Origin of the sequence: Bradyrhizobium liaoningense (genome assembly GCF_018130825.1) — a bacterium.
GTDB classification, from domain to species: Bacteria; Pseudomonadota; Alphaproteobacteria; order Rhizobiales; family Xanthobacteraceae; genus Bradyrhizobium; species Bradyrhizobium liaoningense_B.
Window position 1 is genome coordinate 19,850 of sequence record NZ_JAFCJS010000006.1, and the last position, 23,671, is coordinate 43,520.

General features: G+C 64.9%; 24 protein-coding genes. 14 read left to right on the forward strand and 10 right to left on the reverse strand.

What is annotated here, in order from left to right:
- The first annotated feature begins 37 nt into the window (after positions 1-37).
- Positions 38-310: a helix-turn-helix domain-containing protein gene (locus JQ603_RS24945; protein WP_018648688.1), complete on the forward strand. Its 273-nt coding sequence runs from the start codon at positions 38-40 to the stop codon at positions 308-310.
- A gap of 8 nt (positions 311-318) precedes the next feature.
- Here JQ603_RS24945 and JQ603_RS24950 read toward each other — a convergent pair whose 3' ends face one another.
- Both JQ603_RS24950 and JQ603_RS24955 read right to left on the reverse strand, forming a co-directional pair.
- Complete coding sequence (locus tag JQ603_RS24950) at positions 319-1,551, reverse strand: PLP-dependent aminotransferase family protein (RefSeq protein ID WP_212343336.1); 1,233 nt, start codon at positions 1,549-1,551, stop codon at positions 319-321.
- 90 nt (positions 1,552-1,641) lie between these two features.
- Complete coding sequence (locus JQ603_RS24955) at positions 1,642-2,169, reverse strand: DUF3124 domain-containing protein (RefSeq protein WP_212343337.1); 528 nt, start codon at positions 2,167-2,169, stop codon at positions 1,642-1,644.
- Between the two features lie 67 nt (positions 2,170-2,236).
- Between JQ603_RS24955 and JQ603_RS24960 the strand changes: the two genes are divergently transcribed.
- From JQ603_RS24960 to JQ603_RS24975, 4 genes are all read left to right on the forward strand, one after another.
- A complete protein-coding gene (locus JQ603_RS24960) occupies positions 2,237-3,967 on the forward strand; it encodes a cation:proton antiporter (RefSeq protein WP_212343338.1) in 1,731 nt (576 codons plus the stop codon).
- A 191-nt stretch (positions 3,968-4,158) separates the two neighbouring features.
- A complete protein-coding gene (ribB, locus tag JQ603_RS24965) occupies positions 4,159-5,235 on the forward strand; it encodes a 3,4-dihydroxy-2-butanone-4-phosphate synthase (RefSeq protein WP_212343339.1) in 1,077 nt (358 codons plus the stop codon).
- Positions 5,236-5,425: 190 nt separating this feature from the next.
- Complete coding sequence (locus tag JQ603_RS24970) at positions 5,426-6,640, forward strand: acyl-CoA dehydrogenase (RefSeq protein WP_036004014.1); 1,215 nt, start codon at positions 5,426-5,428, stop codon at positions 6,638-6,640.
- A 114-nt stretch (positions 6,641-6,754) separates the two neighbouring features.
- Complete coding sequence (locus JQ603_RS24975; RefSeq protein WP_212343340.1) at positions 6,755-7,672, forward strand: MBL fold metallo-hydrolase; 918 nt, start codon at positions 6,755-6,757, stop codon at positions 7,670-7,672.
- A 94-nt stretch (positions 7,673-7,766) separates the two neighbouring features.
- Here JQ603_RS24975 and JQ603_RS24980 read toward each other — a convergent pair whose 3' ends face one another.
- Both JQ603_RS24980 and JQ603_RS24985 read right to left on the reverse strand, forming a co-directional pair.
- Positions 7,767-8,621, reverse strand: coding sequence for a DUF1499 domain-containing protein (locus tag JQ603_RS24980; RefSeq protein ID WP_212343341.1), 855 nt, complete (start codon positions 8,619-8,621; stop codon positions 7,767-7,769).
- A gap of 197 nt (positions 8,622-8,818) precedes the next feature.
- Positions 8,819-10,447, reverse strand: coding sequence for a fatty-acid--CoA ligase (locus tag JQ603_RS24985; protein WP_212343342.1), 1,629 nt, complete (start codon positions 10,445-10,447; stop codon positions 8,819-8,821).
- Positions 10,448-10,512: 65 nt separating this feature from the next.
- Between JQ603_RS24985 and JQ603_RS24990 the strand changes: the two genes are divergently transcribed.
- Complete coding sequence (locus JQ603_RS24990; RefSeq protein WP_212343343.1) at positions 10,513-11,592, forward strand: extensin family protein; 1,080 nt, start codon at positions 10,513-10,515, stop codon at positions 11,590-11,592.
- A 36-nt stretch (positions 11,593-11,628) separates the two neighbouring features.
- On the opposite strand, the gene JQ603_RS24995 is transcribed toward JQ603_RS24990, so the two are convergent.
- Positions 11,629-12,315: a L,D-transpeptidase gene (locus JQ603_RS24995; protein ID WP_018648678.1), complete on the reverse strand. Its 687-nt coding sequence runs from the start codon at positions 12,313-12,315 to the stop codon at positions 11,629-11,631.
- Between the two features lie 326 nt (positions 12,316-12,641).
- Here JQ603_RS24995 and JQ603_RS25000 point away from each other — a divergent pair, with 326 nt between their 5' ends.
- Together JQ603_RS25000 and JQ603_RS25005 are read left to right on the forward strand one after the other, a co-directional pair.
- Complete coding sequence (locus JQ603_RS25000; protein ID WP_212343344.1) at positions 12,642-13,619, forward strand: magnesium transporter CorA family protein; 978 nt, start codon at positions 12,642-12,644, stop codon at positions 13,617-13,619.
- 184 nt (positions 13,620-13,803) lie between these two features.
- Positions 13,804-14,037 (forward strand): hypothetical protein, encoded by a 234-nt coding sequence (locus JQ603_RS25005; protein WP_212343345.1) that lies wholly within the window; start codon positions 13,804-13,806, stop codon positions 14,035-14,037.
- Between the two features lie 80 nt (positions 14,038-14,117).
- On the opposite strand, the gene JQ603_RS25010 is transcribed toward JQ603_RS25005, so the two are convergent.
- From JQ603_RS25010 to pdxH, 3 genes are read right to left on the reverse strand one after another with little or no spacing between them, the layout of a single operon-like run.
- Entirely contained in the window at positions 14,118-14,888 is a 771-nt protein-coding gene (locus JQ603_RS25010; RefSeq protein WP_212343346.1) for a class I SAM-dependent methyltransferase, read from the reverse strand.
- Between the two features lie 17 nt (positions 14,889-14,905).
- Positions 14,906-15,658 carry an SDR family NAD(P)-dependent oxidoreductase gene (locus JQ603_RS25015; RefSeq protein ID WP_212343863.1) on the reverse strand — a complete coding sequence of 251 codons (753 nt, stop codon included), beginning with the start codon at positions 15,656-15,658 and terminating at the stop codon, positions 14,906-14,908.
- A gap of 38 nt (positions 15,659-15,696) precedes the next feature.
- Positions 15,697-16,338, reverse strand: a complete 642-nt coding sequence (gene pdxH / locus JQ603_RS25020) for a pyridoxamine 5'-phosphate oxidase (RefSeq protein WP_212343347.1) — start codon at positions 16,336-16,338, stop codon at positions 15,697-15,699.
- A gap of 113 nt (positions 16,339-16,451) precedes the next feature.
- Here pdxH and JQ603_RS25025 point away from each other — a divergent pair, with 113 nt between their 5' ends.
- Both JQ603_RS25025 and JQ603_RS25030 read left to right on the forward strand, forming a co-directional pair.
- Positions 16,452-16,859 carry an RT0821/Lpp0805 family surface protein gene (locus JQ603_RS25025; protein WP_212343348.1) on the forward strand — a complete coding sequence of 136 codons (408 nt, stop codon included), beginning with the start codon at positions 16,452-16,454 and terminating at the stop codon, positions 16,857-16,859.
- Positions 16,860-16,968: 109 nt separating this feature from the next.
- Entirely contained in the window at positions 16,969-17,928 is a 960-nt protein-coding gene (locus JQ603_RS25030; RefSeq protein WP_212343349.1) for a DnaJ C-terminal domain-containing protein, read from the forward strand.
- Between the two features lie 317 nt (positions 17,929-18,245).
- Here the strand turns inward: JQ603_RS25030 and JQ603_RS25035 are convergent, their stop codons facing one another.
- Together JQ603_RS25035 and JQ603_RS25040 are read right to left on the reverse strand one after the other, a co-directional pair.
- A complete protein-coding gene (locus tag JQ603_RS25035) occupies positions 18,246-19,016 on the reverse strand; it encodes an anti-sigma factor family protein (protein ID WP_212343350.1) in 771 nt (256 codons plus the stop codon).
- 106 nt (positions 19,017-19,122) lie between these two features.
- The gene (locus tag JQ603_RS25040; protein WP_011085414.1) at positions 19,123-19,611 is read right to left on the reverse strand and encodes a sigma-70 family RNA polymerase sigma factor; all 489 of its coding nucleotides are present in this window, start codon (positions 19,609-19,611) and stop codon (positions 19,123-19,125) included.
- A 172-nt stretch (positions 19,612-19,783) separates the two neighbouring features.
- Here JQ603_RS25040 and fabI point away from each other — a divergent pair, with 172 nt between their 5' ends.
- The 4 genes from fabI to JQ603_RS25060 all read left to right on the forward strand — a co-directional run bounded on the left by fabI (position 19,784) and on the right by JQ603_RS25060 (position 23,662).
- Entirely contained in the window at positions 19,784-20,599 is an 816-nt protein-coding gene (fabI, locus tag JQ603_RS25045; RefSeq protein WP_212343351.1) for an enoyl-ACP reductase FabI, read from the forward strand.
- Between the two features lie 24 nt (positions 20,600-20,623).
- Entirely contained in the window at positions 20,624-21,223 is a 600-nt protein-coding gene (locus tag JQ603_RS25050; RefSeq protein ID WP_212343352.1) for a histidine phosphatase family protein, read from the forward strand.
- A gap of 89 nt (positions 21,224-21,312) precedes the next feature.
- Positions 21,313-22,401: a chorismate synthase gene (aroC, locus tag JQ603_RS25055; RefSeq protein ID WP_212343353.1), complete on the forward strand. Its 1,089-nt coding sequence runs from the start codon at positions 21,313-21,315 to the stop codon at positions 22,399-22,401.
- Between the two features lie 70 nt (positions 22,402-22,471).
- Entirely contained in the window at positions 22,472-23,662 is a 1,191-nt protein-coding gene (locus JQ603_RS25060) for an adenylate/guanylate cyclase domain-containing protein (protein ID WP_212343354.1), read from the forward strand.
- The last annotated feature ends 9 nt before the right edge of the window (positions 23,663-23,671 follow it).

The following is a 23,671-nucleotide window of genomic DNA, read 5'->3' on the forward strand; positions in this document are numbered from 1 at the left end:
TAGGATGGCAGCTCCGAAGGCGAACGTGGATACACCAATGCTGAATCAAGTCATGGATTTTGCGGGCGAAGTGCTGCCGGGGAGCTGCGCCGTGCCGCCCTATTCGGAGACCGCGTTTCTGGCCGAGCTGGGTGACCGCCTGAGGTCCTCGCGCACCCGCTGCGACCTGTCGCGCCGGGAGCTTGCCCGCCGCTCCGGGATTTCCGAGCGCTACATCGCCCAGATCGAGGCCGGCAAGGGCAATGTCTCGATCGTCCTGTTGCTGCGGCTGGCCTCCGCGATCCACAGCAGCCAGCCACAGGCGGCCTGACGCTACCTTCAGGCCCGCTTCTCCACATTGGCGCTACGCGACGGCACGCCGAACTCCTTGCGGCAGACCTCAGCCAGCACGGCGACGCCCTCGCGGATCTGCTGATGCGTCGGGCTTGCAAAGCAGAGCCTGAGGCGCGAGCTGGAATGGCCCTTGTTGGTCGACCATTCCGGTCCCGGATTGATCGAGACGCCGGCGGCCAGCGCAGCCTGATAGAGTTTGAGCGTATCGACCTGCTCGGGCAGCTTCACCCAGAGGAAGATGCCGCCTTTGGGCTCCTCGAACTCCGCTGCCGTTCCGAACTGCTCGTTGAGGGCCTCCATTAGCGTGTCGAGCTTGGTGCGCAGCGCTTTCGTCAGCGCCGGCACGTGGGTCGAAAAATGCGGCTTGCAATAGGCCGCCAGCACCATCTGCTCCAGCGCGCCGGAGCCGGCATCCGTCTTCAGCGACAGCATCCGCGACATCACATCCCAGGGCGCGACGATGAAGCCGACGCGCAGCGCCGGCGCGATCGATTTCGAGAACGAGCCGATATGGATCACGCCGCCGTTCGGGCTCATCGCATGGATCGCCGGCGGCCGCTGCCCCGACCAGACCAGGTCGGCATAGCAATCGTCCTCGAAGATGGGCACGCCATATTCGGCGGACAGCCGCACCAGCTCGGCGCGGCGGCTCTCCGGCATGATGCTGCCGGTCGGGTTCTGCACCGTCGGAATGGTGTAGACGTATTTCGGGCGGATGCCGCGGCTCTTCAGATCGGCCAGCGCTGTGGCCAGCGCGTCCATGCGCATGCCGTCCCTGTCGAGGGGAATGCCGACGACATTGACGCCGAGCCGCGCCAGGCGTGTCAACGAGCCCTGATAGCTGTCCTGCTCGAAGATCACGGTGTCGCCGCGCGTCAGCAGCGTGTTGTTGACGAGGTCCAGTGCCTGGAGTGATCCCGAGACGATCAGGAGATCGTCGACGGTGCAGTTGATGCCGGCATCGCGCTTCAACTTGGTGACCAGGAATTCGCGCAAGGGCAGGTAGCCCTGCGGACCATGCGCCAGCCCGTAAGTGGCGATGGAGCGGCCCTCGCGCCGCAGCACCGTGTTGGTTGCTTCGATCAGCTCGTCGAGCGGCACCTGTTCGGAATCATTGTTGCCACCGACGAAGCTGTATTTGGCAAGGCCCGTCCAGCGCGCAGTCGGGGCCGGCAGCCCTGCGGGGAACAGGGGCGCGAAATCGAAGCTGGACGTCATGGGGGCGTTCCTCGTTTTGTTCTTGTTGAGCGGCCGGCTTTGCACCGGCCTGCTTTACGACTTTGCTGGCCGCCCGGGTTCGGACGGCTATTACTTTTTGCCGGCCGTCCGGGTCGGACGGCCCTGGCTGATGAAAGCGTAATGCGCATTGGCGACGCCGCCAACCATCAAGGCCTCGACCACCGGTTCGGAGATCTCGCCCGTGGCGGCCCAGTCGACGATGAAATTGGCGCCCGTGCCGCCGCGCACGTCGTCGGTCGGGATGAAGATCGAGACGGTGGCGAGGGGTTTTAGTGCCACTGGCGCCTTCAGATAGCTCTCGACCTGCTTGCCTGCGGTGTCGAAATAGGCGATGCGTTTGAGGACCAGCGGTTGGGTCTCGGAGGCGTTGTGCACGCTCAACGTCACCGAGAAGTCGACACGCAGCTTGCCCTGGCTCATCGCGACGCTGGAATAGGCCGGCACGTAGAATCCGCCGGAGGCGGCGAGCTCCTCCTTCGGCAGCGCAGTGAGCGAATCGGCAAAGGTTTGTTCGATATTGACCTTGGATTGCGCGGCGGCTGGCAATGCGGACGCGAATGGACCCAGCAGGGCTATCAAAGAGAGCACGAACCGCATGTGACGAATTGCTCGCTTGCCGCGCCGCAACCCGCCACTAGGGTGCGGCAAAACGGACCAATTTGGCATGCATGAGCTCATTCGCGACATCACCCTCTGTATTCTGTTTGCCTGGGGGCTGGGCCTGCTCGCCCATTTCTCCCGGCAACCCCTGATCCTGGCCTACCTTATCGCCGGCTTCTGCATAGGTCCATTCGGTGCCGGCTGGGTCCATTCGCAGGAGTCGATCAGCGTCATCTCCGAGCTCGGCCTGATCTTCATGCTGTTCATGATCGGCCTGGAGATCGACCTGAAGAAGATCGTCCGGGCCGGAAGGGTGATCCTGTTTGCGGCGGGCGGCCAGCTGCTCGGCGGCTGTGTGCTCGGCGTGCTGTTCTTCGTCGGCATCGGCCTGTCGCTCGGTGGCGGCCATTTCGACGCGGTCTATCTCTGTGTCGCCTGCGCGCTGTCGAGCACGGTCATCATCGTCAAGGTGCTCTACGAGAAGCGTGAACTCGACACGCTGCCGGGCCGCATCACGCTCGGCGTGCTGGTGCTGCAGGACATCTTCGCCATCCTGTTCCTGGCGGTGCAGCCGAGCCTTGCCAATCTGGAAGTCACCGTCATCCTGCTCTCGATCGGCCGCGTCGCGGTGCTGGTTGCGGCTGCGCTCCTGGTCAGCCGTTACGTACTGCCGCGCCTGTTCCACCAGATCGCCCGCCGCCCCGAGCTGATCCTGCTCGGCGCGCTCGCCTGGTGCTTTCTCGTCGCCGAGACCGCCGAGCGGCTGTCGCTGTCGCGCGAGATGGGCGCCCTGATCGCCGGCGTCTCGCTCTCGACCTTTCCTTACGCGCTCGACGTCACCGCCAAGGTCACCACGCTGCGGGACTTCTTCATCACGCTGTTCTTCGTCGCGCTCGGCATGACCATTCCCGTGCCCGGCCTCTCCGTGATCGGGCTTGCCTTGATGATCGCGGCGTTCACGGTGGTGAGCCGCCTCGTCACCACCTTCACGCCGCTCTACCTGATGAAGCAGGGGCTGCGCGCGAGCCTGTTGCCGGCGCTCAACCTCGCGCAGATCTCCGAGTTTTCGCTGGTGGTGATCCAGACCGGCGTCAACGACCACCACATCGCAGCCGAGACGGCGAATGCCGCCTCTTTCGCCTTCGTGGTGCTGGCGGTGCTCTCGACCTTCGCGATGAGCCGCAGCGACGAGATCACCCGCTGGGCGATCGGCCCGTTGAAGCGGATCGGCCTGCGCGATCTCGATCACGGCAACGGCCATGCCGAGGAGAGCCACGAGGGCGGCCATGGCGAGGCCCGCCGCATCGTCATCCTCGGCTTTTTCCGTGCGGCGAGCGCGCTGCTGGCGGAGATCGAGCGGCAGGCGCCGGTGCTGCTGGAGCAGATCACGGTGGTCGATTTCAACCCCAATGTGTACCAGACGCTGTTATCGCGCGGCCTGCACGTGATCTATGGCGACATCAGCAGCGCCGACACGCTGCTCCATGCCGGCGTCGGCAAGTCCGAGATGATCATCCTCAGCGTGCCGGACGCGCTCTTGAAGGGCGCCAGCAACGAGAAGCTGGTCCGTCACGTCCGCACCCTCAATCCGACCGCATTGATCGTTGCCACGGCCGATCTGCTGTCGGATGTGGGGGAGCTCTATGCGGCCGGCGCCAGCTACGTCACGGTGACCCGGCTCAGCGATGCTCATGAGCTGTTTACCGTGATCGAAGCCGCCCAGGCCGGCCTGCTCGACGACAAGCGCGCCGAGCTCGATCTGCGGCTCGGCGAGCGGCGCGAGGTGCTGCCCTGACGGGCGGTTTGCCGTCTTCCGTCCGGGCCTCGCGCACCTATATCCTTGGTATCTTCGGTGCAAGCCTGAGGCCCGCGGGCCGGCCCGCCATCAGGCATATGCGGTTGCGTCCAGGACACTAGCGCTTGGAGCCAAGTCCGGCTAAGGCGTCCGGCTAAGCCTCCGGCCCCGTAACCGATAGAGATTGGGACATGCCCGATACCGTCCAGGAAGTCTTGCAGGCCTTTGCCAGGGGCGAGCTCGTCGTCGTCACCGACGACGAGGACCGCGAGGGCGAGGGCGACCTGATCGTCGCCGCCTCGCTCTGCACCGCCGAGAAGATGGCGTTCATCATCCGCCATACCTCCGGCATCGTCTGCGCCCCCGTGACCACCGAGGACGCCCGCCGCCTGCGGCTCGATCCGATGGTCGCCCACAACGATTCCGCGCACACCACCGCCTTCACGGTCTCGGTCGACTACAAGCCCGACGGCGGCACCGGCATCTCGGCCGAGGAGCGTGCCTCGTGCTGCCGCGCGCTCGCCAACCCGAATGTCGGCGCCAACGACTTCGCCCGGCCGGGCCACATCTTCCCGCTGATCGCCAAGGACGGCGGCGTGCTGCTGCGCTCCGGCCATACCGAGGCCGCCGTCGATCTCTGCAAGCTCTCCGGCCTGCCGCCGGTCGGCGTCATCAGCGAGCTGATGAACGACGACGGCAGCGTGATGAAGGGCGAGCAGGTCGCGCAGTTCGCCGCCAGGCACAAGCTCAAACACGTCACCATCGCGGACATGATCGCCTACCGCCAGGCGCGCGAGAAGCTGATCGAGCGGGTCTCGACCTTCGTCATCGATAGCCCGATCGGACCCTTGCAGGGCTATGCCTACCGCTCGCCGTTCGATTCCATCGCCCACGTCGCCTTCGTCTACAACGGTGTCGGCGACGGCAAGAACGTGCTGACGCGCTTCCACAAGCCTAACATCGTCAAGGACACCTTCACCGGCCACAAGCGCATGGCCGCCGTGCTCGAGCATTTCAAGAAGACCGGCCGCGGCGTGCTGGTCTACTTGCGAGACGGCGCTGCCGGCGTGCCCGTGTCCCCGCTTCCGGACGAGACCTCGACGGAGGCCGACCGCAACCGCCAGTGGCGCGAGATCGGCGTCGGTGCGCAGATCCTGCGCGATCTCGGCGTCACCTCGATCCGGCATCTCACCTCCTCGGTGCACGACTACAAGGGCCTGTCGGGCTTCGGCATCGAGATCGTCGCCAACGAGCAGCTCGAAACCTGACACGCAGTGTCATTCCGGGATGGCGCTGAAAGCGCCAGACCCGAAATCTCGAGGTGGTAAGCAAAGACATGCCGGGTTCGCCGTTGCGCGAGCCGGAATGACCGAAACCAGGATGCATTTGCACTTGTTGCCGCGGCGCTTTAATTTGTCGGGCAATTATTAGACGGAACCAGACGCGAAAGGACGTTTCATGAGCGTGCGCCCTCAGGCCAAGGACAAGCCGGCTGCGGCTTCTTTCCAGTGGGACGATCCGTTCCTGCTCGACGAGCAGCTGACCGAAGACGAGCGCATGGTGCGCGACACCGCCCGTGCCTATGCCCAGGACAAGTTGCTGCCCCGCGTCTCCAAGGCCTATCTGGAAGAGAAGACCGACCGCGAGATATTCAACGAGATGGGTGAGCTCGGCCTGATCGGCATCACGCTGCCCGAGGAATATGGCTGCGCCAATGCGAGCTACGTCGCCTATGGCCTCGTCGCGCGCGAGATCGAGCGGGTCGATTCCGGCTACCGCTCGATGAACTCGGTGCAGTCCTCGCTGGTGATGTATCCGATCTACGCCTATGGCGACGAGAACCAGCGCAAGAAGTACCTGCCGAAGCTCGCCAGCGGCGAGTGGGTCGGCTGCTTCGGCCTGACCGAGCCGGACGCCGGCTCCGATCCGGCCGGCATGAAGACCCGCGCCGAGAAGGTCTCGGACGGCTATCGCCTCACCGGCAGCAAGATGTGGATCTCGAACGCGCCGATCGCCGACGTGTTCGTGGTCTGGGCCAAGTCGGCGGCGCACGACAACCAGATCCGCGGCTTCGTGCTGGAAAAGGGCATGAAGGGCCTCTCCGCGCCGAAGATCGGCGGCAAGCTCTCGCTTCGCGCCTCCATCACCGGCGAGGTCGTGATGGACGGCGTCGTGGTTCCCGAAGACGCGCTCTTGCCTAACGTCTCCGGCCTGAAGGGCCCGTTCGGCTGTCTCAACCGCGCCCGCTATGGCATCTCCTGGGGTGCGCTCGGCGCGGCCGAAGACTGCATGCACCGCGCCCGCCAGTACACGCTCGACCGCAAGCAGTTCGGCAAGCCGCTCGCGGCGACCCAGCTGGTGCAGAAGAAGCTTGCCGACATGGAGACCGAGATCGCGCTCGGCCTGCAGGGCTCGCTTCGCGTCGGCCGCCTGATGGACGAGGGCAAGTTCGCGCCCGAGATGATCTCGATCATGAAGCGCAACAATTGCGGCAAGGCGCTCGACATCGCCCGCACCGCCCGCGACATGCACGGCGGCAACGGCATCTCGATCGAGTACCACGTGATGCGCCACGTCCATAACCTCGAGACGGTCAACACCTACGAGGGCACCCACGACGTCCACGCCCTGATCCTGGGACGTGCGATTACGGGCATCCAGGCGTTTTTCTGATTACGTTCTTCGTCATTCCGGGGCGATGCGAAGCATCGAACCCGGAATCTCGAGATTCCGGGTCTGGCCCTGACGGGCCATCCTGGAATGACGTCAAAGAACAAAGAAGAAGCCATGTCCGACAACGACGACGTCCCGTTCAACCGCAACTTTCCGCTTCAGCCTGGCGTCGTCGAGGAAGTCCGTCCCGGCGTGCGGCGTGTGCTCTGTAACAATCCGAGCCCCTTCACCTTCACCGGCACGGTCAGCTACATCGTCGGCACCGGCAACGTCGCGATCATCGATCCCGGCCCGGACGACGCGGCGCATGCGGCCGCGCTGCTCGAGGCCGTGCGCGGCGAGACTGTGAGCCACATCTTCGTCACCCACACCCACCGTGACCACTCGCCGAACACCGCGCGGATCAAGCAGGCGACCGGCGCGCCGGTCTATGCCGAAGGTCCGCACCGCGCCTCGCGCCCGCGCTTCGAGAGCGAGAAGCACAATCCGGAATCCGGCGTCGATCGCGATTTCGTCCCCGACATCAGGATCGCCCATGGCGACGTCGTCGAGGGCGACGGATGGCGGCTCGAGGCGGTGGCGACGCCCGGTCACACGGCCAATCACCTCGCCTTCGCCTGGCCGGAGCGGAAATTCAATTTCGTCGGCGACCACGTGATGGGCTGGTCGACCTCGATCGTGGCGCCGCCCGATGGCTCGATGATCGACTACATGGACTCGCTCGACCGCCTCGCCGCGCGCGAGGAGGATCTCTACTTCTCCGGTCACGGCCCCGAGATCCCGGACGGCCCGCGCTTCGTGCGTTTCCTGATCCGCCACCGCAAGGCGCGCGAGGCCTCGATCCTGCACCGCCTCGCCAAGGGCGAGGCCGATATCCCGACCATGGTGCGCGCGATCTATATCGGCATCGATCCGAGGCTGACAACGGCCGCCGGCTATTCCGTGCTGGCGCATCTGGAAGACCTCGTCGCGCGCGGCGTGGTGGCAACCGATGGTGATCCCGTGATCACCGGGACGTACCGGATGGCCTAGCTCGTCATTCCGGGGCGCGTGTCAGCGCGAGCTATGATGCGCAATTGCGCATCATAGTTCGATGCTGCGCATCGCCCCGGAATGACACCAGGGGCTATTTCTTCACTGTCTTCGCCGGAGCCTTCGGCGGCGCGACCGGGGTCTTCTTCACCGGCTTGAGCGCATCGGCGTCCGCAGCGGTGTTGAGATCCTCGATGAATTTCCTCACACGTGCGGCATTGCTGCCGAGATCGCTATCGAAATAGCGCGAGGCGGAGCGGATATCGACGCGGGAATCCTCGCCGTCGGGCACGACCCTGATGGAAATGTCCTCGCGCAAGCCCATGATCGGCGTGCGGGCCACCGCCTCGATGCGGCCGATACGGCGCGGCGGCTGCGGCGCGCGCTCGTCGATGACGAGCCATTTGCGCTTGTTGACCAGTTGGAGCGCGATCGCATAGGCGCGATCGACCGGGATCTCGAGCTCGATCGGTTCGATATCGGGGTAGAAATGGCGCTGCTGCTCGGCCGAGTAGAGGCCGGCATAGACGGCCGTGTTGGCGCCGTCGCCGGTGCGCAGCCGCGCCAATGCGTCGAAGCGGGGCGGGTCGATCGGGTCGGTGGTGATGTCGTGGATCGCCGGCAGCTTGCGGTATTGCAGGGCGAGATAGGCGGGGTAGGCGAGGATCGCGCCGTCGATCAGGAACGCGAGCAGAATCCGCGCCATGCCGCGCGAGCCGTTCTGCCAGATCGCGGCGAAGCCCGCGAGCCCGAACAGGATCGAGAGCCCCGCGATTGTGAGGCCTCCGAAGAAGGTGACGAGCGCCGGCTTCGGCTCCAGGAAGCCGAAGCGGACGACAATGATCGACACCAATACGGCCACCACCGCGAACACGGCGAGATTGCGCGCCCAGCTGGCGAGGCTGGACACGGGCTCCGTCTGGTAGGGAGCGGAAAACCTGCGGGCCATCGGGTGAAGCTCTGCCGGGGTCTTGGTGCCGGCCGATCTGGCGCGACGATGAGCCGTTGAGACCACGGCCCGCGGGCAAATTCAAGGGTTCCGGCTCTTCATTGCCCGTCATTCCGGGGCGCCCAAAGGGCGAGCCCGGAATCTCGAGATTCCGGGTTCGATGCCGTTGGCATCGCCCCGGAATGACGTGTAAGCCCCTACGCCGCCGCGTTCGGGAAGCGGTAATCCTTGAACTGGTCGCGTAGCGCCGTCTTCAGGATCTTGCCGGTGGCGGTGTGCGGGATGCCGTCGACGAAGGCGACGTCATCGGGCATCCACCATTTGGCGATCTTGCCGTCCATGTATTTCAGGATGTCCTCGCGGCTCGCCTGCTGGCCCTGCTTGAGCTGCACGATCAGGAGCGGCCGCTCGTCCCATTTGGGATGGAATACGCCGATCACGGCGGCTTCCGCCACGGCCGGATGGCCGACCGCGAGGTTTTCGAGGTCGATCGAGGAGATCCACTCGCCGCCGGACTTGATCACGTCCTTGGAACGGTCGGTGATCCGCATGTAGCCGTCCTCGTCGATGGTCGAGACGTCGCCGGTGTCGAAGAAGCCTTCCTCGTCGAGGATGTTGGCGTCGACGCGGTAATAGGCCTTGGCCACGGCGGGGCCGGAGACCTTGAGGCGGCCAAAAGTCTTGCCGTCCCAGGGCAACTCCTTGCCGGCATCGTCGGTGATCTTCATCTGCACGGCGAAGGGGGCATAACCCTGCATCTGCAGCACGTCGAGCTTGGCGTCACCGGTCGCGTTCTGGAACGGCGGCTTCAGCGCCGCGACGCTGCCGATCGGGCTCATCTCGGTCATGCCCCAGGCGTGGCGGACGCTCGAGCCCATGTCGAGGAAGGCCTTGATCATCGAGCGCGGCATCGCCGAGCCGCCGCAGATCACCATCTTCAGGTCCGGCAGCTTCAGATTATTGGCGGCCATGTGCTGGAGCAGCATCAGCCACACCGTGGGCACGCCCGCGGTGTGTGTCACCTTCTCGGTCGAGAGCAGCTCGTAGACCGAGGCGCCGTCGAGCTTGGCGCCGGGCATGACCAGCTTGGTGCCCTGCGAGGGCGCGGAGAACGCGATGCCCCAGCTGTTGGCGTGGAACAGCGGCACCACCGGCAGCATCGTCTCGGAGGCGCTGGTGCCGAGCGCATCGACATTGTTGGCCATCAGCGCGTGCAGCACGTTGGAGCGGTGCGAGTACAGCACGCCCTTCGGATCGCCCGTGGTGCCCGACGTGTAGCACATCGCGGCCGCCGTGTTCTCGTCAAAGTCCTTCCATTTGAATTTGCCGTCGGCCTGCGCAATCCAGTCCTCGTAGGCCACCGCATTCTTCAGCGTGGTCTGCGGCATATGCGCCTTGTCGGTGAGCACGATGTAGCGCTCCACGCTTGGCAGCTTGTCGGCGATCTTCTCCAGGATCGGAACGAAGGTGATGTCGGTCATCACGATGCGGTCCTGCGCATGGTTGATGATCCAGGCGATCTGCTCGGGGAAAAGGCGGGGATTGACGGTATGGCAGATGGCGCCGATCCCCATGATGCCGTACCACACCTCGAGATGGCGCCAGGTGTTCCAGGCGATCGTTGCGACCCGGTCGCCGAGCTTGATGCCGTCGCGCTCCAGCATCTGGGAGACCTTGAGCGCGCGCTTGTGGATCTCGGCATAGTTGGTGCGATGGATCGGTCCCTCGATCGATCGCGTGACCACCTCCTGCTTGCCATGAATCCTGGCGGCGTGTTCGATGATCCGGTGGCAGAGCAGGGGCCAGTCTTGCATCAAACCAAGCATTCCGACGTTCCTCCGAGAAGTCGCTGGGCGCGTTTTTGCTCTCAGCGTTGGGCCAAAGAATTGTCATGAATTTTAGCCTGCCGGACTTTCGCCGCAAATGGTCTTGTCGCGGCTATATGTCCGCCGGCGCGGCAATGGTTACCGTCGCGCTGGGACTGTCGCTTGTGCTGACGGAGCGGGCAGAGGCGCGAAAATATGCTGCGCCGTTCGATATCTTTGGCCTTGGTACACCACGGCCGCGTGCGAGGGTTCATTCGGCCAGGATCCCGCTCCCGAAACCGCGCCCCGAGGAGGCCCCGAAAGCCTCGGACGAGGCCCCGCCGGAGGCCGAGGGCAAGCCGTCCCCGGACAAGCCGGGTGACACCAAGCCCGCCGAGGCGGCGCGACCGCCCGAGAAGCAACTCTCCGCCTGCCGCCTCGCGCTGACCGAAGAGGTTGCGATCGCACCTTCCATCCCGGATATCCGCGGCCCCGGCGCCTGCGGCGGCGAGGATCTGGTGCGGCTGGAAGCCATCGTGCTGCCGGACAAGCGCAAGGTGACGGTGAAGCCGGCGGCGATCCTCCGCTGCACCATGGCCTCCGCGATCGCGGACTGGGTGCGCAAGGACATGGTGCCGCTGGCCGCGAGCCTCGGCACCACCATCAGCGATCTCGACAATTTCGACAGCTTCGAGTGCCGGGGCCGCAACCGCATCGTTGGCGCGATGCTGTCCGAGCACGGCAAGGCCAACGCGCTCGACGTCCGCGCCATCAAGCTCGCCAACGGGCAGTCGATCGGCCTCACCGACCGCTCCATGTCGCGCGATGTGCGCGAGCGCGTGCTGCATTCGGTCTGCGCGCGCTTCTCCACCGTGCTCGGGCCGGGCTCGGACTGGTACCACGAGGACCACATCCATCTCGATCTCGCGCAGCGGCGCAACGACTACCGGATCTGCCAGTGGAATGTCTGGGATCCCCTGCCGCAGGTCGCCCCGCTCTTGCCGGCGGAGCGCCCCGAGGAGGCGCCGCCGCGCGAGGTCGCGGCCAAGCCTGAGGCAAAGGAAGGCGCCGATGACGAGGCGGCCGAGAAATCCTCTCGGCCTGTGGAGAAGTCGACACCCGAGAAGGCTCAGCCGCACAAGCCGGCAACAAAAAAGCGCCGGTAAAACCGGCGCTTTTGGATTTCAGAGATCAGGAGGCGATCAGTAGCTACCCGCCTGGCCGGTTCCGCCGGCGCCGAGCGCCAGACGGGAATTGTAGGGGGAATCACCGTGCTTGGGCTCGAGCACCACGACGATGGTGCCGACCTTGACGCGATCATAGAGATCGATCGCGTCCTCGTTGGTCAGGCGGATGCAGCCTGACGAAATCGAGGCGCCGATATATTCCGGCTGGTTGGTGCCGTGGATGCGGAACAATGTGTCTTTCCCGCCGGAATAGAGGTAAATCGCGCGGGAGCCCATCGGATTGTCCGGACCCGGTGCGACATAGGTCGGCACGCCCAGGCGCGAAATTTCGCCGGGGGTGGGGTGCCAGGCCGGCCACTCGGTCTTGCTGCCTACCTTGGCGATGCCCGACCAGGCCATAGCCTCTTCGCCGACGGTGATGCCGTAACGGATCGCCTTGCCGCCATCCTGCACGTAATAGAGGTAGTGATTGTCGGAATCGACCACGATCGAGCCCGGCGATTCCTTGCGGTGATATTCGACGATGGCGCGGCGGAACGGCTCTGCGACAGGGGTGTTTTCATACCGAACTTTGGCAAGGAGTTCCTTGTCCTTCGGCTTGAATGCCTTGGTGTCGGTCGCCTCGAAATGCGTGGCCTGCATGCAGCCCGACAGCATCAGGCCCGCGGCCAAAATTCCCAACTTAACTTTCAGCGACGACATGGTTTGGTTCCAATCAAAACAATACCGTGCGGAAGGCCCGGGCTTAGCGCCCAAGTTCCTCGACTCCGTTAGTCCCATTATCGTTGAAATCTGCCACAATTCCAGCGCTGAAGGCCTTTTCCCGCGCTGCGAGACCCAAGCTGTGGCTTTTCTGCCGCAAGTTTTGCAAGGCTATGGGCGTTTTTTGGCAAGGGAGGTCCGGACTGTCGATTCTGCGCCACAGTAGCGCCACAAATGCAAACCCTCCGTTAATGTTGTTGTCATCGTGAACCTGTCAGAATCGCGCTAAGGGCTGTCATTCTGTCGCAGGTTCTCTGGAGTTGTTCATGTTTTCGGTGTTTGTTCCCTCCGAGTCCTCCCTCAAGAAGGCGGTCATCGAGGATCTCACGGTGCTGCCGGAGAACGCGGTCTGGATCGACCTCGTCAACCCCTCGGCCGCTGAAGACAAGGCTGTGGAGCGGCTGGCGGGGATCGCCATCCCGACCCGGGAAGACATGCAGGAGATCGAGATCTCCAGCCGGCTCTATATCGAGAACGGCGCGCGCTACATGACCGCGACGCTGATGTGCCACTCCGATACTGACATGCCCCGGACCACGGCGGTGACCTTCATCCTCGGCGACCATCGCCTGGTGACGGTGCGCTACGACCTGCCGAAGCCGTTTGCGCTGGTCGAGGCCAAGCTGGCCCGCTCCTGCACGCCGTCCGTCACCGGCGAGATGGTGCTGATGGAACTGCTGGACGCCGTGATCGACCGCTGCGCCGACATCCTGGAGCGCTGCGGCGCCGAGATCGACCAGGTCTCGCACGACATCTTCGAGCCCGAGAGCGAGCGCCATGGTCACGCCAAGCAATATTCCCAGATTCTGATCTCGATCGGCCGCAAGGGCGATTTGACCTCGAAGGTTCGCGAGAGCCTGGTCTCGATCGGCCGCGTCGCCGCATTCCTCTCGGCGGTGGTGGAGGGCGTCAAATGGTCGAAGGACATGCGCGAGCAGCTCAAGACCATGCAGCGCGACGTCGTCTCGCTAACCGACCATGCCTCCTATCTTTCCAACAAGATCACCTTCGTGCTCGACGCCATGCTCGGCGTCGTCAATCTCGAGCAGAACAACATCATCAAGCTGTTTTCGGTCATGGCCGTTGTCCTGATGCCGCCGACGCTGATCGCCTCGATCTACGGCATGAACTTCAAAGCGATGCCGGAACTCGAATGGGTCCACGGCTATCCGATGGCGCTGGTGATGATGCTGATCGCCGCCATCGTTCCGTACTGGATCTTCAAATGGAAGAAGTGGCTGTAATACTACCGAGACCTTACACCGTTCGCAGAGACACGGTGCTTGGTGTCGCAGAATAGAGCGGGATTGCGGCGTCGCGGTGATGCGTGTTTGCTGCCCCAATTCCTCCGGTAAAATTTGAGCGGTGGGCTGAACGTTTGCGCGAAACTTGTCTGCGATAAGTAGTGCGTAGCCGCGAGGAACAGCCATGGTTGAAAAACACATAACGTCGCCCCGCAACGTCATCGATCTGGCGAACTATCGTCAGGTCCTGGCGAGCGGCAAGGCGTCGTCGATGTCGGCACGCCTGTGCCGGCACTGTGGTGCTCCGCTGCTCGATGGCGAGAACGACGACGACTGCTCGACCGCATTCAATGCCGGAGCTCCAAGTGCTTCAGCTTCAAGGCTGCGCGATCGGTCACGTCGGATTCGAGTCGATTGAGCAACGGAAGGAAGGCGGGCGATCCAGGTCTTGCGGCGGCGTTGTCTGGATCGCCTTGCTTCCGTCCTTCGGCATATCAATCAGCGCTTCACGATCTGTGCCGTCGAGACAATGGTCTCGGCGATCGTGCCGTCGCGGCTGAACGGCACCAGATGTTTCCCGACATCCTTTAGCATCGCCTCGACATTGTCGCCCAATGCCTCCGGTGATGACGACGAATAGGTGAGGGTGCGCCGCGTCAGGTCCTCTACGATGACCGAGTGACTGGTCTCGACCGCGATGAGCTCGGCGGGCCGGAACGCGCTGTCGCGGAAGAACGCGGGCAGGTCGCGATGTGTCCGCGTGCCCCGGCCGGCCGCCTCCCACAGCCTGGCCGGCGACCAGCGGCGGCGGATCTCGTTGTAGCCATCGAGCCATGGATTGCTGCCGTCGGTGGCCGAGAACGAGGCGCAGATCGCAATCGCGCCCTCGCGCGCAACCAATTTGTCGAGCCGTGCCAGCGTCGACTCGCGATCCATCCAGTGCAACGCGCGGCCGATCGTCACGACATCGAATGTGCCGATGTCGGGCGCAAGGGTCTCGGCCTTGCCTTCGATCAGCGAGAGCGCGTGGCCTGCTCTCGCAGCCGCGCGGCGCGCCGCATCGAGCATTGCAGGCTCAGGGTCGACGCCGACGATGCGGCCGACATAGGGAGCGAAGCCGAGCGCCAGCAGCCCGGGTCCGGTGCCGAGGTCGATCAGGCTGCTCTGTTTCGAGAGGCCGAGCTTTCGCGTGACGCTGCGGAAGAATTCGCTCGGGTAGGGCGGCCGCAAATGCTCGTAGAGTGACGCGGTGCTCGCGAACCGGCCCATGCTTCCGCCGTTCTGGCCTACACGTGCTGGCCGCCGTTGATGTGGATCTCGGCGCCGTTGACGTACGAGCTGGTGTCCGTGCACAGCACGTAGATGATCTTGGCCACTTCGTCCGGTGTGCCGAGCCGGTGCATCGGGATCTGCTGATCGACGATCTTCTCGGTACCCGGCGACAGGATCGAGGTGTCGATCTCGCCCGGCGCGATCGCATTGACGCGCACGCCGACGCGGCCGAAGTCGGAGGCCATCTCGCGCGTCAGCGCGGCGAGAGCTGCCTTCGAGGTCGCATAGGCGGCGCCGGCGAAGGGGTGCACGCGCGAGCCCGCGATCGAGGTGACGTTGACGACCGAACCTTTGGCCGCTTTCAACTCCTCGATCAGTCCGCGCGCGATCATGATCGGCGCGAAGAAGTTGACGTGGAAGACATGCGTCCAGGTGTCGAGATCGGTGTCGACCGAGCCGAGCCGGCCGCCGCCCGGGCCCTTCGGCGAGATCGCGGCGTTGTTGACGAGCGCATGCAGCATGCCGCCTTCGAGACGGTTGCGGATTTCGGAGATCGCACGCGAGGTATCCTCGGGATCGCCGAGATCGACCTGGATGTGGTCCTCAGGACCCGCGTCCCACGGGCAATCCTCGGGAAAAGCATGCCGCGAGCAGGTGATGACGCGCCAGCCCGCAGAGGAGAAGCGGATCACGGTGGCGTGGCCAATGCCGCGGCTCGCTCCGGTGAGGAGCAGCGTACGACGCGGCAGGTTGGACGAATGCGGCATGGACATCTTTCAGGTCGGCTCAGAGCTCGGGACAAGGCTCAAGGATACATCCGCGTCTTGGACCATGGCTGGCCGGTGGCGTCACGACGAAATTCGATGCGGTCGTGCAGACGGAATGGGCGGTCGTGCCAGAACTCGATGCGTGTCGGGGTGATGCGCCAGCCACTCCAGCCCGGCGGCCGCGGCACCTCGCCGATGACATATCTGGCCGCGACCTTGGCGATGGCCTGCTCGAAGGCGAAGCGGCTCTCCAGCGCTTCGGATTGCTTGCTCGCCCAGGCGCCGATCTGCGCCTGCTTCGGTCGCGTTGCGAAATAGGCGTCGGCCTCAGCGTCGGTCACCGGCGTCACGTTGCCGCGGATGCGGACCTGACGGCGCAGCGACTTCCAGTGAAAAAGTAACGCTGCCTTAGGATTTGCGGCGAGTTCGCGGCCCTTCTGGCTCGCGATGTGGCTGTAGAAGACAAAACCCTCGGTATCGAAGCCTTTCATCAGCACCATGCGCACATCGGGCAGCCCGTCGGGATCGACGGTTGCGAGTGCCATGGCGTTCGGATCGTTCGGTTCGCTCTTGATCGCCTCGTTCAGCCAGGCCTCGAACAGCGCAAATGGCTCGTCGGCGGCGGTGAAATCACCGGATGTTAAGGGTGTCTGGTGTTTCATCGAGGTCGTGTCGGTCATGTCTGGAGTCCGAGTTGCGTCCCGCGGCCCAAAACGCGTTGTTGTCCGCTACCGCCCTATATAGGGCATGGGGACGCGTTGGCCTATCGGCGATCCGGCCGTCCAGCCTTGTCATGACGATCATTCTGGTCGGGCTCGGCACCGGCGGCTGCAGCTTCTCCCGTGGTGACAAGAGCGCCTATGCCAAGGCTGACGACAGCGACCTCACCGGCTCGATCGTGCGGCCGGCGAAAGACACCGCGCCGACGGAGACCGATCTCGCCTTCGCCCGCAACGCCGCCACCGACGTGCTGAGCAAGGGCGACAAGGATTCCAGCCAGCACTGGGAGAACCCGGAGACAGGGGCGCGGGGCTCGGTGACCCCGATCGCGCAGTCCTATGCCGCCGAGGACGGCCGCAAGTGCCGCGATTTCCTGGCGAGCTACGTCAACGGGAACACGGAAAGCTGGCTCCAGGGCGCCGGCTGCCAAAGCAGTCGTGGCCGTTGGGAGATTCATACGCTAAAGCCGTGGCGGAGCTAGGATTCGGCCGGTAGCCCTAGTTGCAAAAATGCCACTCCCACCCCACATGGATCGCAGGTGGGGCGGGGAGCCCTTTAGACAATTCGATTCCTTGAAGGAGACGTGACGGATGCGCGACCCCTATGAGGTCTTGGGGGTGCCGCGGAGCGCCAACGCTGCCGCGATCAAGAGCGCCTATCGCAAGCTTGCCAAGAAGCACCATCCCGACAGCAACAAGGACGATCCGAAGGCGGCCGAGCGCTTCTCCGAGATCAACTCGGCGAACGAGATCATCGGCGACGAGGACAAGCGCAAGCAGTTCGACCGCGGCGAGATCGACGCCGAGGGCAAGCCGCGCTTCCAGGGCTTTCCGGGCGGCGGGCCGCGCGGTCGCGCGGGTCCCGGCGGCTTCGAGAGCTATACGTTCCGCTCCGGCGGCGGACCCGGCCAGGGCGGCGGCGCCTTCGAGGACATCCTCAACAGCATGTTCGGCGGCGGGATGCGCGGTGCGCGGCCCGGAGCCGGCGGCGCAGGGCAGTTCGAATTCGACACCGGCGGGGTCGGGCTCGATCTCGACGTCAACGTCGCGATGTCCGTCTCGCTGGAGGAATCGGTCAAGGGTGGCGAGAAGCGCGTCCGGCTGCCCACCGGCAAGGAGCTCAACGTCAAGATTCCGGCCGGCGTCACCGAGGGCCAGCAGATCCGGCTGCGGGGGCAGGGCGAGAGCGCCCAGGGCCATCCGCCCGGCGATCTCCTGATCACCATCAGCATCGCGCCGCACCCGTTCTTCAAGGTCGAGGGTTCAGATCTCAGGATCGACCTGCCGGTCACGCTGTACGAGGCGGTGCTCGGCGCCAAGGTCCGCGTGCCCACCCTCGGCAATGCCGTGGAGCTCTCGGTCCCCAAGAACACTTCCAGCGGCCGGACCTTCCGTCTCAAAGGCAAGGGCCTGCCGAAATCCGGCGGAACCGGGGATCTCTTCGTCACCATCAGGATTATGCTACCGGACGGGAACGACGCCGAGCTTGAAGCATTGATGGAGAAGTGGCGGGACCAACACCCCTACAATCCACGTAGCGGGCTTGGTTAGGGCGAGATCGAACTGAAGGGGTTCTCCTGGAAGCCGGAAGCATCGTCCACGAGATGATGCTCATCATACTCCTGAAGCGTAGTAGCGCTTCATGGTCACGACGTGTCGGCTGTCCGGCGGGGCAGCCGATAAAAAGGTGCGGCCTCGAGAGGGGGACCAGCGCGGTACCAAAAACCCCAATCGAGGCCGCCCGCGTCGATCGGCGGATCGAACGCAGCTCATAATCGCGTGAACACCCGGTGCGATAATGAGACACGCCCGTGTCTTGATTCGAAATTTTCAATGACGGAATCGAGGCACCGCGGTTTGACGGTTGTTTAGGTGCCGTTTTTCTCTGCCTGGTCGTAGACGGCCTGCGCCACCTTGGTCAGCCGGTCGCGATCACCGCCACCGCTGACGACATAGCCGACGCCGCGCTCGGCCCAGAACAACGCACCATCCTTGTCCGTCCTGGCGTAGCGCATTTGCGTCGCACCATTCTCGGTCTTGGCCGAATAGATCGTGTATCGCTCGCCCGAGGCGCCCTCATACATCAGGAACGACGCCGGTCCGTTCGGTCCCGGCAGCAGCCGGCCGCCGACCAGCTTCAGTCCGCTCGCCTCCAAATTCGGCGCGAACACGGTCCAGCCGCAGCGCCTGGTCAGCCAGGCCTGCAAATGATCGCGCTCGTTGCCGCCGACCTCGACGGGGTGGCGGACCTCGACGACATAGAGGCGGTGAGCGTCGAGCGCATCCGCCGTAAAGCTCTGGAAGGTCGAAGGCGCGTTGGCGGCGCCATGCGCCACCCAGCCGGCGGTGCCGCCGGCGACGAAGGCCACCAGCACGGCCGCGGCGGCGCCATAGAACCATTGCCGGGGACGGCGCTCCAGCCGCTCCAGCTCAAGCCGGGTCGGCACCGGCTCCTGGGCGACGGAATCGTAGCGGGCGTGCAGCATCTCGGCCATGGTCTGCCAGGACTGCACCCGCTCGGCATCCTCGGGGTGAGCGGCAAGCCAGGCCTCGACGTCGGCGCGTCGCTCGGCCGGCAACTCGCCGTCGACATAGGCGTGGAGCTCGTCCTCGGTAATGGGAATGCTGCGGTCGTTCATATCGGTCGTCTCTGGCTCTGCGGCCCAAAAAATTCCTTGTGGCTCAACTTCGCCCGCTTCACCGTCAGGCTACGGGCGGACATTATTCGATGCATCAACCCGGCCATCATTTCACCCGCCTGAGCGCCGGGCGCTCACCCTCCAGCGAGGCTTTCACGTGGGCTCTCGCCCGTGCCAGGCGCGACATCACGGTGCCGATCGGCACGCCCTGGATGTCGGCGACCTCGCGGTAGCTCATGCCCTCCAGCATCACCAGCAGCAGCACCGAGCGCTGCTCCTCGACCAGTGTTGCCAGCGCCTTCTCGATGTCGCGTCCCTCGGCCTCGGTCCCGCTGGCGTCGGGGTTGTTCTCCGTCAGCTGCATGAATTGCGGCCGCCTCGCCAATGAGCGCCGCCGGTTCTTGTTGAGGTTGGTCAGGATCGTATAGAGCCAGCTCCTGACGTCGCCGCCGAGAAACAGGCGCTCCGAACGGAGCGCACGCACCAAGGTATCCTGCACCAGATCGTCGGCCGCATCCGCATCGCGCGTGAGCGCGCGGGCGTAGCGGCGCAACGCCGGGATCATGGCTTCCACGCTCTGGCGAAACGCACTCATGCCGTCTTTGATGTCCTGCCGTTCGGCGCAAGCGCCACAATCATCATAACACCCGAATGGAACGGCTATTCCGGCGCTCGAAACAGCGTTAACGCCGCGTATTAGGGCTGTACCGAAAGGGAGGGCTGGTGTACCTCCAGACCTCAACGAGAGCTCGACGGGACGTTCAAAAATGGCGCAGAATTCAGGTCTGATGCAAGGCAAGCGCGGGGTGATCCTCGGCGTTGCCAACAACCGCTCGATCGCCTGGGGCATTGCCAAGGCATGCCACGCCGCCGGCGCCGAGCTCGCCTTCACCTATCAGGGCGATGCGCTGAAGAAGCGCGTCGAGCCGCTCGCCGCCGAGATCGGCGGTCTCGTGCTCGGCCATTGCGACGTCACGGACGCTGCGACCATCGACGCGGCCTTCGCGGTGCTGAAGGAAAAGTGGGGCAAGATCGACTTCCTGGTGCACGCGATCGCGTATGGCGAGCAGCTCGACGGCCGCTACGTCGACACCACGCAGGAGAACTTCACCAAGTCGATGCTGATCTCCTGCTATTCGTTCACGGCGGTGGCGCAGCGCGCCGAGAAGCTGATGACCGATGGCGGCTCGCTGATCACGCTCTCGTATTACGGCGCCGAGAAGTGGATGCCGCATTACAACGTGATGGGCGTCGCCAAGGCGGCGCTGGAAGCCAGCGTGCGCTATCTCGCCGCCGACCTCGGCGAGAAGAACATCCGCGTCAACGCGATCTCGGCGGGGCCGATCAAGACGCTGGCGGCGTCCGGCATCGGCGACTTCCGCTATATCCTGAAGTGGAACGAGACCAACGCGCCGATGCGGCGCAACGTCTCGACCGAAGACGTCGGCGGCAGCGCGCTGTATTTCCTCTCCGACCTCTCGCGCGGCGTCACCGGCGAGGTGCATCACGTCGATTCCGGCTACCACGTGCTCGGCATGAAGCGGCCGGACGCGCCGGACATTTCGCTCGGCGGTAAGGACTGATCCAAGGACTGATCTTCAGCTGGAATGCCCGTGCCTACGATCTATTACCTTCGCCACGGCGAGACCGAGTGGAATGCGCTCGGCAGGCTTCAGGGCACCAAGGACATTCCGCTGAACGCGCGCGGCCGCAGTCAGGCCGTGCAGGCAGGCCTCGTGCTGGCCGATCTGTTCAGGCGTGACGGGCGCGACAAGGCCGCCCTGCCTTACGTGTCGAGCCCGCTGGGCCGCGCGCGCCAGACCATGGAGCTCGCGCGCGGCAAGCTCGAACTGCCGCCTGCCGATTACGCGCTCGACGATCGTCTGCGCGAGATCGGCTACGGCACCTGGGAAGGGCTGACGCTCGCCGAAAGCGAGGCGAAGGATCCCGACATCTATGCGAGGCGCCTCGCCGACAAATGGACGGTGGGCCCCGCGGGCGGGGAGACCTATGCCGACGTCCAGGTCCGCGTGCGCGCCTGGTACGACCAGCTCCGGACCGACACCGTCGCGGTCGCCCATGGCGGCACCTGCCGGGCCCTGATGGTGTCCCTGGGGCTGGAGACCCCCGCCAGCGCCGCCGAGCTCTATATCGAGCAGGGCGCCGTTTACGTGTTCCGCGAGGGCCGGCTGGAGAAGTATAGTTAGGCCGGTCTGCCGCCGTCCGCCCGCCTTGCGGGTTTGACCCCCAGCCCCCCGCGCGTTACCACACGCCGGAACCGAACCAGCGAGCAGCGATGTCCTTCAACACCTTCGGCCACATGTTCCGCGTCACCACCTTCGGCGAGAGCCATGGGGTCGCGATCGGCTGCGTGGTCGACGGCTGCCCGCCGATGATCCCGCTGACCGAGGCCGACATCCAGCGGGATCTCGACCGCCGCCGTCCCGGCCAGTCGCGCTTCACCACCCAGCGCCAGGAGCCGGACCAGGTGAAAATCCTGTCCGGCGTGATGGCGCATCCGGAGACCGGCGTGCAGGTGACGACGGGCACGCCGATTGGCCTGCTGATCGAGAACACCGACCAGCGCTCGAAGGACTATTCCGAGATCAAGGACAAGTTTCGTCCTGGACATGCCGACTTCACCTATGAGGCGAAATACGGCCTGCGCGACTATCGCGGCGGCGGCCGTTCCTCGGCGCGCGAGACCGCGATGCGGGTCGCCGCCGGCGCCATCGCGCGAAAAGTGCTGCCCGACGTGAAGGTGCGCGGCGCGCTGGTGCAGATCGGCCCGCACAAGATCGACCGCGGCAAGTGGGACTGGGACGAGATTGCAAAAAATCCGTTCTTCTGCCCGGACAAGGACAAGGCCGCGTTCTTCGAGACCTATCTCGACGGTATCCGCAAGAGCGGCTCCTCGATCGGCGCGGTGCTCGAAATCGTCGCCGAAGGCGTGCCGGCCGGCCTCGGCGCGCCGATCTACGCCAAGCTCGATTCCGATCTGGCGGGCGCGATGATGACCATCAACGCGGTGAAGGGCGTCGAGATCGGCGCCGGCTTCGGCGCGGCCGAGCTCACCGGCGAAGAGAACGCCGACGAGATGCGCACCGGCAATGACGGCACGCGCTTCCTCTCCAACCATGCCGGCGGCATCCTGGGCGGCATCGCCACGGGACAGCCGATCGTGGTGCGTTTCGCGGTGAAGCCGACCTCGTCGATCCTGCAGCCGCGTCTCACCGTCGATCGCAAGGGTGCTGACACCGAGATCTTCACCAAGGGCCGCCACGACCCCTGCGTCGGCATCCGCGCCGTCCCCGTCGGCGAAGCCATGATGGCCTGCGTGCTGGCGGATCATTTCATTCGGGATCGCGGGCAGGTCGGCCGCTAGGGCCTTCGTGTCGCGGTACCAGCCCACCGCGCAGCTTGACGTCGCTGCAACTTCGTCCGCAAATGCGCGCATGGAAACCTCCGAGCTCCAGCGCCTCACCAATTGGCTGATCGACGGCGCGAGGTCGTCCGGGACCCCGGCCGAGATGATCGCCAACGTCTGCGAGCATCTGGTCGAGGCCGGCCTGCCGCTGTGGCGCTTCGGCATCTTCATCCGCACGCTGCATCCGGAAATCTTCGGCCGCAACTTCATCTGGCGGCAGGGCCAGGAGGTCGAGATCGGCTCCGTCGATTTCGAGATTCTTGATACGCCCGAATTCGCCAGGAGCCCGCTCCGCATCGTGTTCGAGCAGGGGCTGGAGGTCCGGGGACGGATGGACGATCCCGACAGCAAGCGGTTTCCGTTCCTCGACGACATGCGCGCCGAAGGCGTGACCGACTATGTCGCGATGCCGATGCCGTATCTCGACGGCTCGGTCCACGCGACGAGCTGGGTCACCCGCCGTCCCGGCGGCTTCAGCGAGGAAGACATCGCGGCGATCAGGACCATCGTGACGCCGCTCGCCCGCGTCAGCGAGATCATCAGCCTGCGCCGCACCGCCGAGATGCTGCTCGACACCTATGTCGGCAACCGCGCCGGCGCGCGCATCCTCGGCGGCCAGATCCGCCGCGGCCACAACGACACCATGCAGGCGGCGATCTGGCTGTCGGATTTGCGCGGCTTCACCGCGCTGTCGGATCGCCTGCCGGCCGAGACCGTGGTCGACATCCTCAATCAGTATTTCGACTGCCAGGTCACAGCGATCCGCGGCCATGGCGGCGAGGTGCTGAAATTCATGGGCGACGGCCTGCTCGCGGTGTTCCCGATCGACGAATATGTCGGCGATGCCGCCCATGTCTGCACCCGTGTGCTGGAGGCCGCACGCGAATCCCGCGCCAGCGTCGAGGCGCTGGCCTTTCCGGTCGGCGACATCGTCGAGCGCTTCCGCTTCGGCGTCGCGCTCCATGTCGGCAACATCCTCTACGGCAATATCGGCGGCGGCAACCGCCTCGACTTCACCTGCATCGGTCCTGCCGTCAATCTCGCCGCACGGCTGGAGAAGATCGCCGGCCGCCTGGGCCGCACCGTCGTGGTCTCGGAAGTCTTTGCCAATGCCTGCCGCCACGACTGGCGCGAGCTCGGCGAGTTTCCGATCGCGGGATTTTCCATGGCGCAGCGCGTCTACGGGCTCGGCGAGGAGACGCCGGTGGTGATGGCGTAATGCGCACTG